The 12,560-nt window shown below is 33.3% G+C and carries 12 protein-coding genes; 3 read left to right on the forward strand and 9 right to left on the reverse strand.

The features are described from left to right. The first annotated feature begins 123 nt into the window (after positions 1 to 123). On the forward strand, positions 124 to 921 hold the full coding sequence (locus BUB90_RS12750; protein WP_073288324.1) for a zinc dependent phospholipase C family protein: 798 nt from the start codon (positions 124 to 126) through the stop codon (positions 919 to 921). An 88-nt stretch (positions 922 to 1,009) separates the two neighbouring features. Continuing rightward, positions 1,010 to 2,263, forward strand: coding sequence for an MFS transporter (locus tag BUB90_RS12755; RefSeq protein WP_073288327.1), 1,254 nt, complete (start codon positions 1,010 to 1,012; stop codon positions 2,261 to 2,263). A gap of 156 nt (positions 2,264 to 2,419) precedes the next feature. On the opposite strand, the gene BUB90_RS12760 is transcribed toward BUB90_RS12755, so the two are convergent. After that, entirely contained in the window at positions 2,420 to 3,082 is a 663-nt protein-coding gene (locus BUB90_RS12760) for an EAL domain-containing protein (RefSeq protein ID WP_073288329.1), read from the reverse strand. 15 nt (positions 3,083 to 3,097) lie between these two features. Next, positions 3,098 to 3,937 (reverse strand): HD-GYP domain-containing protein, encoded by an 840-nt coding sequence (locus BUB90_RS12765; protein ID WP_073288331.1) that lies wholly within the window; start codon positions 3,935 to 3,937, stop codon positions 3,098 to 3,100. Between the two features lie 375 nt (positions 3,938 to 4,312). Between BUB90_RS12765 and BUB90_RS12770 the strand changes: the two genes are divergently transcribed. Then, positions 4,313 to 5,227, forward strand: coding sequence for a LysR family transcriptional regulator (locus BUB90_RS12770; protein ID WP_073288334.1), 915 nt, complete (start codon positions 4,313 to 4,315; stop codon positions 5,225 to 5,227). A 123-nt stretch (positions 5,228 to 5,350) separates the two neighbouring features. Here the strand turns inward: BUB90_RS12770 and sigK are convergent, their stop codons facing one another. From sigK to BUB90_RS12805, 7 genes are all read right to left on the reverse strand, one after another. Then, complete coding sequence (gene sigK / locus BUB90_RS12775) at positions 5,351 to 5,974, reverse strand: RNA polymerase sporulation sigma factor SigK (RefSeq protein WP_073288336.1); 624 nt, start codon at positions 5,972 to 5,974, stop codon at positions 5,351 to 5,353. 136 nt (positions 5,975 to 6,110) lie between these two features. Then, entirely contained in the window at positions 6,111 to 7,277 is a 1,167-nt protein-coding gene (locus tag BUB90_RS23100) for a dienelactone hydrolase family protein (RefSeq protein ID WP_242952542.1), read from the reverse strand. 222 nt (positions 7,278 to 7,499) lie between these two features. Further along, positions 7,500 to 8,855: an MATE family efflux transporter gene (locus BUB90_RS12785; RefSeq protein ID WP_073288339.1), complete on the reverse strand. Its 1,356-nt coding sequence runs from the start codon at positions 8,853 to 8,855 to the stop codon at positions 7,500 to 7,502. Between the two features lie 479 nt (positions 8,856 to 9,334). Beyond that, a complete protein-coding gene (locus BUB90_RS12790; protein WP_073288341.1) occupies positions 9,335 to 10,606 on the reverse strand; it encodes a peptidase U32 family protein in 1,272 nt (423 codons plus the stop codon). 264 nt (positions 10,607 to 10,870) lie between these two features. Further along, a complete protein-coding gene (locus BUB90_RS12795; protein ID WP_073288342.1) occupies positions 10,871 to 11,521 on the reverse strand; it encodes an O-methyltransferase in 651 nt (216 codons plus the stop codon). Positions 11,522 to 11,693: 172 nt separating this feature from the next. Next, positions 11,694 to 12,188, reverse strand: a complete 495-nt coding sequence (locus tag BUB90_RS12800; RefSeq protein WP_073288344.1) for an endolytic transglycosylase MltG — start codon at positions 12,186 to 12,188, stop codon at positions 11,694 to 11,696. 21 nt (positions 12,189 to 12,209) lie between these two features. Next, a complete protein-coding gene (locus BUB90_RS12805) occupies positions 12,210 to 12,545 on the reverse strand; it encodes a YlbF family regulator (protein ID WP_073288346.1) in 336 nt (111 codons plus the stop codon). Positions 12,546 to 12,560 lie beyond the last annotated feature (15 nt).

Genomic DNA, 12,560 nt, shown 5'->3' on the forward strand with positions numbered 1-12,560 from the left:
TTTTCCTAAGAGTAACTTGTTTGCTCTATTCCCGTTCTCTCCATACGATTGTTTCCTTCCCCTTTTGTAATTGCCAATGTCAAAAGGTCATGAACAATGTTAAATATAAAGGAGGCATCAATATTGCCAGCTATCTATGCACATTATCGTTTTGGTTGTGATGTAATCAAGAATACACCTCACCATATCACGGCACTTATCATTGAATATCGTTCTTTATTCGATATTGGACTTCATGGACCCGATTTGTTGTTTTATTATAAACCTTTATTTTCAAATCCTGTAAACCGTGTAGGCTTTGGCATACATGATAAAAAGGGCCGTATATTCTTCGAACATGCTGCTGAGGTGGTGAACAATTCTTCTCACAAAGAACCCGCTCTCGCTTATCTATATGGTTCTCTTTGTCATTTTGCTTTAGATAGTATGTGCCACCCTTACATAGAAGAAAAATCAACAAATGATAACGTGAGTCATACACAGATTGAAAGTTCCTTTGATCTTGCACTTATGCAAAAGGATTCTTATAAGCCTGCTCGTCACACTATATGCTCTTACATTAATCCCACTATGAATAGCGCAAAGTTAATATCACAATTTTATACCTCGATAAATCCCAAAGAAATCTTCAAAGCACAACAATCGTTTGTATCGTATAATCGATTTCTATATACTGCAAATAAATTAAAACGTGGAGTTGCCTTAACTGCTTTCAAACTATCTGGTAATTATAATGATATGAAAGGCTTACTTCTACCGAAAAAGCAAACATTTGAATGCATCGATAGTACAAATCAATTACTTCGCCTATATGATTTTGCACTTATACAAGCAGCAAATCTATTCAGTGAGATGGATCTATATCTTAGTCAAGATAAAAGGCTAAGCTCCTTGTTTGATCATACTTACGGCGCATACTAGTAGATATTTACCAACTAAATCTTCAGTTTTAAACCTATGACTCATGTAGTTGGCATCAAATTTCAATATAGGAAAAGGAGTATTTTAAATGGATAAATTCAAGCTAACTAAGGCAGAGCGATCTTGGATTCTATATGACGTAGGTAATTCTGCTTTCATTCTTCTTGTTACCACATTGGTACCAATATATTTTAATAATCTTGCAGAAACTGCTAACCTCACCTCATCAGAATACCTAGCATATTGGGGATACGCAGGGTCCATTGCAACTTTTCTAGTGGCTGTTATTGCACCACTCTTTGGTACATTAGCTGACCGACAAAACTATAAGAAGAAGATTTTCTTTATTTCTGTCATCATAGGAGCTGTAAGTTGTTCCATCTTAGGTTTCGCTGCTAATTGGTTATGCTTTCTACTATTCTTCATTCTTGCAAAGACTGCCTACTCCTCAAGTTTGGTCTTCTATGATTCCATGCTTCCTGATATAACAAAGGAGAGTAAGATGGATCTTGTATCTTCTCAGGGTTATGCCTTTGGTTATATAGGAAGTTGTGTTCCATTCATCCTTTGTCTTATTCTTGTTCTCTTCCATGGCAAACTAGGATTAACAATGAATATTGCTATGATTTTCGCATTCTTACTAACGTCTATATGGTGGATTTTATTCACATTTCCTTTATTAAAGCACTACAAGCAATTGAAATACATACAATCGCAGACTAGCCCTATGAAGGAAAGTTTCTCTCGCCTATATCATACATTTCGTAACATGAAGAAGCAAAAGTCCATCTTTCTTTTCCTACTGGCATTTTTCTTCTTTATTGATGGAGTATACACAATAATTGATATGGCAACCGCTTACGGTATCGCACTTGGATTTGACACTACTGGACTTTTGCTAGCGCTACTAACTACTCAAATCGTAGCCTTTCCATTCGCCCTACTTTTCGGCCGTTTGTCATCACGTTATAATACGGCTACCTTAATGAAAGTTTGTATCTTATGCTATACAGGTATTACCCTATTCGCCGTATTCCTAAGATTCCAATGGCAATTCTGGGTATTGGCCATATGCGTAGGTATGTTTCAAGGTGGAATCCAAGCATTATCACGTTCCTACTTTGCTAAGATTATCCCGCCAGAATGTTCAGGTGAATACTTTGGAATCTATGATATCTTTGGTAAAGGTGCTTCATTTATTGGAACAACTCTTGTTGCTGTAATTAGTCATACCTTCCATAACGAAAGTCTAGGTGTAAGTAGTATTATCATTATCTTCCTAATCGGATTCGTGTTATTTTGCAAAGCAGATCAATGCGTTCGTTCTCAACAAAGAAATTGATATAAAACAAGAAACCAACAGAAAGTTCACTCCACGAACTTTCTATTGGTTTCTTAGTCACTTTATTTGATTAATCAACTCTTTAAAATCTCTTATATCCATTGCTTTATTAAATAAATAACCTTGTGCAGATTCACATCCAATAGACTTTATAAACTACAATTGTTGTTCATTTTCTACTCCTTCTATAACTACTTCCTTTTTAATAATATGAATTAAGTCAACTATTGCTTTTAAGATAACCTTTCCTTTTTCATTCTCTTCTAGGTCTACTAAAAATTCTTTATCTATCTTCATAACGTCTATAGGTAAATTCTTCAAGTTGGCCAGTGACGAATAGCCTTTCCCAAAATCATCCATTGCTAATTTAAATCCTTCAGCTTTTATCTTATTTATAACTTCGATATTAACAGACATTAAGGATTCTGTTATCTCTAATTCAATTAGTTCTATTGGTATTTCATATTTATATAGTATATTTTTCAACTTAGATATGTTCCCCAAGTCATTTAAAGTCATTTTTGAAAGATTAACTGATATAGGAATCGTCTTTAAACCTTGCTTCTTCCAAGTAGATAGGCTTTTACATACTTCTTCAAATATAAATAAATCTACTCGATCTACTAATTTTAGTTTTTCTAATATTGGTATAAATATCTCTGAATTTATCCTACCTTTTTTCTCATGAAACCATCTTACTAATGCCTCTCCACCTATTACTTCCTTAGTATATATATTGTACTTAGGCTGAATATAGGTTTTAAACTCATTCTTCTCAAACGCTATGAGGATATCTTTTTTCGTTACATAACCTTGCATAATTCCTCCAATATTTTAAACCTCAAAAATACTTTTTAATAATTCTGTATACTTTCTTGAAAATTTCTCTGGTAAATTAACCATATCCTGGATTACCTCTCCAATTTCCGTAGCTCCACCTTGGAAGTAAGATGTTCTCATATCTAATTCTTCTGCAATACTTACTATGTGCGCTTCTTCTAATATGTCCCGTACATTCAACCCATTGGGGTATCCTGTTCCATCTAATTTTTCATGATGTTGCTCTATTATTTTTTGACTCCTAAAAGGGATATTTGCACTCTTCATTGTCATTATCCCTAAATTACAATGATTTTGTCTAATACTCATTTCTTCTTCATTAAGCTCAGATTCATCTTTCTCTATAATATCTTTTGGTATAAAAATAAAGCCTATATCGTGTAAAAGTGCCCCTATAGCAATCTCTTTAATTGTCTGAACATCATAATTCACGGCATTTGCCAATATTACAGATAATATTACAACGTTTATACTATGGGTATAGCATAATTTAGAGTGTTCAAGTAAAGTCAATAAATATGGGTATCTATTAAAAACTTTCTCTTCGAAAATAATATTCTGAACAAAATCAATGGCATTAGTAAAATTACATGCCTTTATTCCTACATATATCTTTCTCATTTCTTTTACTTCATCTTCAAACAGTGTTTTCTTTTCTTGATCGCACATTGCATCTGCATTTGATATTATTTGTTCCCATATTCCTATTTTTTTGAATTTATTTATATTTATACTGTTTAGTGTAATCACTCTACCTTTAGCAATATAAATTCGTCCCCACGTATCATAAATATCATTTTTAATAACAATTTGATTATGTTTTAACTTCCTCATCTGTTCTCCTTTAAATAAAAAATTCATACATAATCAAGATATTAATATTCTTTAGTATTACTAATATTACACCCGACTGGTAATATAAAATTATGAATTTCTTATTGAACAAAACTTTAATCATAGGTATTTTTGCTATATTATAACTTCATATCTCTATAAATTACTAATATATTTTTTCTATCAGTTTCCCATAACCTTTTTGCATATATTATCTATAATGTGAACAATTAATACAAGATTTTGCTTATCTAACCACAGCGTGCTAAATTATTTTAACTTGACATTATTGTTTAAATCCTATTATACTTTTGATAACTTTGTTCTTGACTTTCATGTATTAAAATCAAAAAACAAACTTACAGGAGAGAAATCATGCAAATAAATCATCTCAAATACATTATAAAAGTAGCAGAGTTAGGCTCTATTACAAAATCTGCTAATGAACTTTATATTAGTCAACCAAGCCTAACTAAAGCTATTTCAAATATAGAAAAGAACTATAACATTAAAATATTCGAGAGAACTGCTACAGGAGTTTCTGTAACATTACAAGGTAAATATTTCTTGCATTATGCAAAAAATGTAGTTCAGACTGCAAACTCGTTGGAAGAAGTTTTTCAAAATCATACTTATATTAATCAAAGTAAATTATTGATTGCCACCCAAGAGTTCGACTTTATTCCCAAAGTTTTATTAAATATGTATAACAATCACAGAGATAGTGCATTGGAATTTGAGCTTTACCAAAGTCATCGTTCTAATGTAATTAAGGCTATTCAAAAAGGTAATTGTAATATAGGGTTACTTGTTCAGACCAATAGAGAAGCGAAACCTTTTAGTTGGCAGCTAACATCTACAAACCTAGAATTAGAATTCCTAGATTCATGTGGTGTCTATGTATTATTAGGACCTAAATCCAAATTTTATAATGCTACCTCCCTTACTTTTAAAGATTTAGAGGGACAATCCAATATTTGTTTAGATATAGATGAAATAACAAAAGCCGAATGGGCTATTAATGATCAACAGTACCACGTCAATATTAATAGTGTTGTGTACTGTAATTCTATTTCTTTATGTATAGAACTTCTAGAAAATACAGATATAGTATTATATGCTTCCAAGTGGATTTTAAAATATTTTGAACACACAAACATTAAAGTATTTCCAATTATAAAAGATAGTACTTTTATATCAAACCTAGTTTATATTAAACGAAAAAACGAATTTCTTACCCCTATAGAATTGAAATTCATTAATGAAGTTAAGAAATGCCTAATTAGTTAATGTATACCTTTAAAACTTCATAAACGTTAAACTTTTCCCACTGTTCACAAAGTAAAAAGGAACAGTTGTATAAACCTTATGCTAAACATAAAGTTTATACAACTGTTCCCCTCTTATCCTATTTTACTTATCAAATCTTTCACGAAGCTTCTTTAACGCCTTCTTCTCAATACGGCTCACATAACTTCTTGATATTCCTAGTCTTACTGCAATCTCACGTTGTGTTACTTCTTCTCCGCCTTCTAGCCCATAACGAAGAATTATTATCTCTTTCTCGCGATCGGTTAATAATTTTTGGACAAACTTCTTTAACTTGACGATGTTTTCGCGGGTCTCTAATGTATCAACAATATCTTCATCGACTGACTCAATAATATCTAGCAAATTAATTTCGTTGCCTTCCTTATCAGCCCCAATGGGTTCATACAGATAAACTTCCTTCGACTGTTTTTTGCCACTTCGAAGCATCATAAGAAGCTCATTATCTATGCAACGGGAAGCATAGGTGGCCAGTCGTATTCCCTTATCTGTATCAAATGTATCGATTGCTTTGATTAACCCAATGGTACCAATAGATATTAAATCGTCGATTTCTTTGTCTGGGGCACTATATTTCTTAACTATGTGAGCAACTAAACGTAAATTACGCTCAATCAGAATACTACGAGCTTCCTGACTGCCGTTTTTGTATTGCAGGAGATAAGACTTTTCCTCGGTGGTGCTTAATGGCTTCGGAAATGATTTCACTTTATAAGCACCTCAAACTAATAGTTTATTACTATTGTATGTGGTGAAACTTATTTTTGTGCTTTTCCTACTCATTTCTTCTAATTTTGATACTCGTCTACATATTTATGTCCTAAAAAATCAGCTTGTTAACCCTCTATATTCTTGAATTCCTAATTAAAAATTCTTTTATATAAGCATGTCCTTTCTTAGCTTGCTCTTCATTATAATGAACAGAATACGCATCCATAAACCCATGGTTTGATTTTAATGTGGTATAACTTACCCTATTTGTCTTAGATAACTTCTTAGTTGTAGCCTCAACATCAAAGGAATCCTGTTCGGCAAAAAGTAATAATACCTGGCATCTAGGTTTTACTTCCACATAATCACGTATACGCGAACCATAACAAGCAATTACACCGTCACATCTATCACTCTCACTGCATCTCCAAGCAATAGTAGCCCCAACACTAAATCCAAGGATAAATACTTTTTCATACCTCTCTTTTAATATATATATGAACTCCTTGATTTGTTCATATATATTAAAACCAATTACATTAACAAAGTTGTCATAAGCCTCCTTTGCTTGCTCGTAAGAATAACATTCTTTATCAAGTAGATTTGGACAATAGACATCAAAATCTTCCTTCTGATACTGTACGCATACATCGTCTATAAACTTGTTAATTCCATAAATCTCATGTAAAACAATCAGTGCATTTTTGTTATTCTTTAAAGGTGGTAACTCCAGTAATCCCTTTTCTGTAATAGCTAATTTCGTTTGAAATCCTTCTCTATACTTTACCAATACCTCATTGAATTCAACTGTATTGAATTCCCTAACGCATAAGAACAAATCATTGATTACTTGTTCGGTTTGCTTAAAGATGATATTAAAAACTAAGAATGGTACATACTTTGTAAAATGCTCTGAACTATTGTACAAGTCTACTATGGTATCCTCTTTATATGCTTTCTCAAAATCGGTTAATTCACCATCCCCTCCAAAAAAATAATGGATAAACAACCACTTATCTAAAGCTCTAACCTTTTCTTCAATTACATCAAGAGATTCACTCTGAACTTCCAACTGCATGATAGCTTCTAGTAATCCACTCCCGAAGTCTTTCATTTGTTGATGTAAACTGTAAAGAAAACAGTATTTTTGCTTAATATATGTAATAAATTCCTTTGAGTATGTCTGTTCGTATATTGGATATTTGTTATCTCCATTCAATACACCAACCATTGCAAAAATCAATTCTATATTCTCTGAATGAAAAAATATGCTTTCATTACTAATTCTCTTATATATCATACTCCTCCACTAGAGCGTATTTAAAAATTGCTTTCTGTAAGAGGTGCACCACATTTTCAGACACACTCTAGTAATATTACTGCAATAACGCTTCTATATCAATCATAGTATCGAATATTTGCTGTGTCAAGCAGTTTCCCAATACATGCAACACAGCGACCTTAATCTATGATTTATGAACCCTTGCTATCCAATATATTTTGATAAAAGCTAATCTACGTTCTATGCTTTGATTTTCGGTTCAAAATCCACCTTACGGAATAAGAACTTAGCATACAGGATAATTACAAGGTTACTGATAACCATGGCATACCAGATACCACTTCGTCCTAAATCCGTTAGATTCTTCATAAACAGAATTAAAGGAAGGCGGATTACCCATAGTCTTGCTGTCGCTATATAAAAAGAGTATTTGGTATTACCCGAACCATTAAACACTCCCATGTAGTTTTGAAATAATGACATTAATGGCTGCGTTAATAAAACCCAGAACATATACTCCATTGCAATCTGTAATGTCTCACTGTCATTCGTTAACAAGCCTAATAAAAACTCACGACATGGATAGATAATCAGACCGCCAATACAAGAAATTGCTACTGCAACATTTCTACTAACACGATATGCATTCTTAGCTCGCTCCTTGTTCCTTGCCCCTATATTCTGTCCAACGAATGCCGCAAGTACAGAACCAAGAGCAGACACTGGTATTAATAATAAGTTAGAGATTTTGTTTCCTAAACTAAATGCAGCTGCAACACGTTCTCCATATGCTAAGATAATAGCCTGCAATATCAAGAAACCAAGTGAACTGAACGCTTGACTTCCAGCTGATGGCATAGCTATTCCAACTAATTTCGATAAATTCTTTGGCTTAATACGTAAATCATGCAACGACAAATGTAATTCTTGACGTTTAGAAAACATTAGATATAGTGCAACTGGAACGATTGCCATCTGTCCAATTACAGTAGATAGTCCTGCTCCGAAGATTCCCATATCATAAACCCGAATGAATAATGCCGTTAAGATAATATTAAGTATGATAGCTACTACCGAAAGAAGAACTGGCGTAGTCGTATCTCCTCTAGCTTGTCTTGTCGCTTGAAAAGCAGTGAAGACGAATAAGAATGGCATCTCAAAAGAACGTGTCCTCATGTAGATCAAAGCTTGCTCGTACACAGTTCCCTCTGCACCCATAAACTTAAGTACATTAGGTGCAATAATATAGAGAATTCCATTGAATATAACACCTATTCCTATACTTAGAATCAATAATAAAGCAATGTATTCCTTCGCTTTTTTCTCATCTTTCGCCCCCAAGTACTGGCTAATTACTGCTACACCTGCAACCGCTAATCCAATACTTAACGCCATGAATATATTAAGTAACGGCCATGATATAGATATACCCGCTTGGGCTGAAACTGAATTATGCATCTGCCCAATAAAATAGGTATCCACCAGATCATGTAGTGACTTTAAAACATTGGCGAGCATTACTGGAAGTGCAAGATAGATAAATGCATTATATATATTCTTTTCTTCTAGTAGTAGATAGGTTCTATCCTTTTTCATTTGTATTCACCTCTTAAATATTGATCGATTACTAATAAACTGAATCGATTATCTATCTCAAACTATATTTACTATTATAGTTCATTTAAGTTTTCTTATAAATGTCTTTTATTACATTAACACTCCTTATAAATGTTTTATGTTATACATATGAATGGTCTGTTCAAGACAATGTAATTTATTTCTTAAATATTGGTTAGGGTGTCAAATACCCCTTTTATATTTTGGATTGTAAATTTGCACAATTTATATATCTGTATGTGATGCCAAACATAGTTATTCGCTATCCGCTCTCGCCCGCTGAAGTTCGTAGTGGTACCTAAAGATCCGTTTATGATTTAAACGCAAAAACAAAAAGACAATTTTCATTGGTATATGCGTTCCTAAACTTAAGGTTTCGCATATAGCATTATGAAAATTGTCTTTCTATTACTTATTATTATTCTAAATCAAATTAGTCTTAAGTACCCTTATCGACATTATTGACAAGAGGTACAATTACAATCTGAACTTACGCCCTCTTCTTTTCTGCGTAGTATGTCAAAATCGTTTAACTGAATACCAAAATCAACAAAGATTTGTTGTTTTGGATGTGGACAGCTATCCATCTCTGTTCCTTCTTCATCCGTGATACACTTAACCGTTGCCATAATGTTCTCTCCATTCGGCTTCATGATTTCAATGGTATCCCCAACACTGAATTTATTTCTTTGTTCTAAGCCATACATACCTGCTTCATTCTTACCTTGAATAACTCCAAGATACGTATAATCTTTTACGTAGGTATTGCTATCATAGATTTGAGTATCACTTGTTGTTGGCCCGAAGAAAAATCCCGTAGTGTATTGACGATACGTACATTTCGCAATCTCCTCTTTGTAGAAAGGAATGTTTTTGCGATATGTCTCTTCACTAATAAAGTAATCATCGATGGCTTTACGATATGTTCTTGCTACCGTTGCTACATAAAGCGCTGTTTTCATACGTCCTTCTACTTTAAGGCTATCAATACCTGCCTCAATGATCTCTGGAATATGCTCGATCATACATAAGTCCTTAGAGTTGAAGATATACGTTCCTCTATCGTTTTCAAAGACTGGCATGTATTCACCTGGGCGAGTTTCCTCAACGATGTGGTACTTCCAACGGCAAGGGTGCGTACATGCACCCAAGTTAGCATCTCTTCCTGTGAAATAATTACTTAACAAACACCTTCCTGAATATGACATACACATGGCACCATGAATAAATGTCTCGATTTCAAGATCATCTGGTATGTTCTTACGAATCTCTGCGATTTCATTTAACGATAATTCTCTTGCAGATACTACTCTTTGAGCACCCATTCTCTTCCAGAACAGATACGTTCTATAGTTAACATTATTCGCTTGTGTACTAATGTGTAATTCCATATCTGGTATTACTTCTCTTGCTATATCAAAAACACCTGGATCAGATATAATTAAAGCATCTGGATTAATTTCTTTCATCTCTTCAAAATACTCTGCAACACCTTCTAAGTCACGATTATGTGCAGTAATATTCGCTGTAACATATACTTTCTTCCCAAATTGGTGTGCATATTTAATACCTGCAATCATATCTTCTTTCGAGAAGTTTTTTGCCTTCGCACGAAGACCAAACATCTCACCACCAATATAAACGGCATCTGCACCATAATTTATAGCAACTTTTAACACTTCCAGGTTACTAGCTGGAATTAGTAATTCTGGTTTCTCTCTTTTGCTCATTATTTTACTGTTCTCCTTTATTTTTTTTACGTCAATACTATTACCTATTGATCTATTTTTAGTTATTCAGCAATAATTCTATTTTCTTCTACTATTAGAACTTTAATCAAAAACTTAATAAGAATTTAATCTATTCTTAAACACGAATCTTTTACTCTATTCTTATCAAAAATAAGTAGAATTTTAATATCTATATCATAAACCTAGCGAAACTTAGTAAAGTAAGTCGTATGCCTGAAAACCTACCAGTTTCGCAAAGTAGCCCTAGATTCGTGTACTTAATGTAACTCCATCCCCAATTGGCAAAACAATCGTATCAAATTCTTTCATGTGTGTCAACTCATAAAGGTATTCTCTCATACGGGAATGAATGGTACGATTTCTTCTAGTTACTCCATATCGAGATTGTACTATATCTCCATCTTGTAATACATTATCCGATATTAGAATCCCTCCAACAGGAAGCATCTTCATAATATCAGGTAAGAAATTAATATATTGACCTTTTGCGGCATCCATAAACATAAAATCGAAAGACTTACCCTCATCAGATAATTGCTTCAAGATATCTGCTGCGTCCCCTTCAAGTAACGTAATACGTTCTTCTTTGCCTGCATATACCATATTATCTCTCGCCTTTACAATACGTTCAGGCATCTTCTCAATCGTCGTGATATGACAGTTCTCTGGCATATATTCACTCATCAATATAGAAGAGAATCCAACAGCTGCACCTACTTCTAATATGCTATCTGGTTTTAAGGAACGTAGCATAAAACGAAGTAGACTCTGCGTAGGCTTTTTGATAATTGGTACATAATCTGCAAGCGCTTGTTTTTCTATCGCATTCAATTTTTCTGGCATTTCCCTCTCTAATGAGAAGATATATGCTGCAATTCTTTCATCTACTATCATGAGATTGTACTCCTTATCTATTTAAATATCACAAAACTTTCTTGTGCTTATAGACCTACTATAAAACTCCGGTATACTAAGCACAGAGCAGAATTCCGTAATAACTCTTTGCTCACATTACAAAGGAGTCATTACAGATCTATAACCTGTAACAACCCCTTTGGTATCAATCTTAATTTGTATTCTTCTTTTCTGTACTTGAACTATCCTTATCCGTGCTCGAATCGATCTTTTTTGTACTTGAACTGTTCTTTTCATCTTCGTCTTTATCAAGACTGTTTTTATAATTGGAAATGACATCTAATATCTCACCATAAGTCATTGATGCATTCACTATATATTTACCCGTTTTGATATTTGATTGGAACAGTTTTGCCCGTAAATAGAACGAATACTTGTTGTCAATTACTCGATTCATCTCTAATTTACTTGCGATACTCATTGTTGATTCACCTTTTTTAATCGTGATGGTAACATCTTTAACTTTTTCTCCTGCTTCCGCAGCTGCGACTTCACCAAATACTTCATAAGCAAAATCAAACGCCCCCCCACTATACTTAGTTATAAGCATAACTACGATAACATAAAAAAGTATATTTAATAATACGTGTATTACAAAGCTTGATATCCCAAGTACTAGTTTCGATGTTTGTGATCTTGACTCCATTGGTGAACCCCCTTTACCGTTTTATATGAAATCAACATTCATCTCGATATTATCCCATATATAATGATTAATATCTCTTAATGTGGTATTGACTCTTTGTTCTGCTATTAGGAACTCTTGAACACTTGGAAGCATGAGGATATCCTTAAACTCTTCTCTCAGAGATTTGCATATACCTATTGAATTCTCTTCTTGATCAAGTTGTATCTGAAAACTTCTCATTCTAAACTCATTCAGGCGAGTTAATAACTTCTCATTCTCTCCAATTTCACCGTATAGACGTTGATATTGATTATATTCGTTACTCTGCTTGATCGAATTAACCAAGTTTTTCATCTGAAATTCTATATCACTCATTAAGATCCGCCTCTA

This window comes from Anaerosporobacter mobilis DSM 15930 (genome assembly GCF_900142955.1).
Lineage (GTDB): Bacteria > Bacillota > Clostridia > Lachnospirales > Lachnospiraceae > Anaerosporobacter > Anaerosporobacter mobilis.

What these genes read in the sequence shown, in the direction of transcription:
- BUB90_RS12795 (WP_073288342.1), bottom strand. Translation starts at nt 11,521, where the DNA reads ATGATAGTAGATGAAAGAATTGCAGCATATATCTTCTCATTAGAGAGG.
- BUB90_RS12790 (WP_073288341.1), bottom strand. Translation starts at nt 10,606, where the DNA reads ATGAGCAAAAGAGAGAAACCAGAATTACTAATTCCAGCTAGTAACCTG.
- BUB90_RS12800 (WP_073288344.1), bottom strand. Translation starts at nt 12,188, where the DNA reads ATGGAGTCAAGATCACAAACATCGAAACTAGTACTTGGGATATCAAGC.
- BUB90_RS12755 (WP_073288327.1), top strand. Translation starts at nt 1,010, where the DNA reads ATGGATAAATTCAAGCTAACTAAGGCAGAGCGATCTTGGATTCTATAT.
- BUB90_RS12770 (WP_073288334.1), top strand. Translation starts at nt 4,313, where the DNA reads ATGCAAATAAATCATCTCAAATACATTATAAAAGTAGCAGAGTTAGGC.
- BUB90_RS12785 (WP_073288339.1), bottom strand. Translation starts at nt 8,855, where the DNA reads ATGAAAAAGGATAGAACCTATCTACTACTAGAAGAAAAGAATATATAT.
- BUB90_RS12765 (WP_073288331.1), bottom strand. Translation starts at nt 3,937, where the DNA reads ATGAGGAAGTTAAAACATAATCAAATTGTTATTAAAAATGATATTTAT.
- BUB90_RS12760 (WP_073288329.1), bottom strand. Translation starts at nt 3,082, where the DNA reads ATGCAAGGTTATGTAACGAAAAAAGATATCCTCATAGCGTTTGAGAAG.
- BUB90_RS12805 (WP_073288346.1), bottom strand. Translation starts at nt 12,545, where the DNA reads ATGAGTGATATAGAATTTCAGATGAAAAACTTGGTTAATTCGATCAAG.
- BUB90_RS23100 (WP_242952542.1), bottom strand. Translation starts at nt 7,277, where the DNA reads ATGATATATAAGAGAATTAGTAATGAAAGCATATTTTTTCATTCAGAG.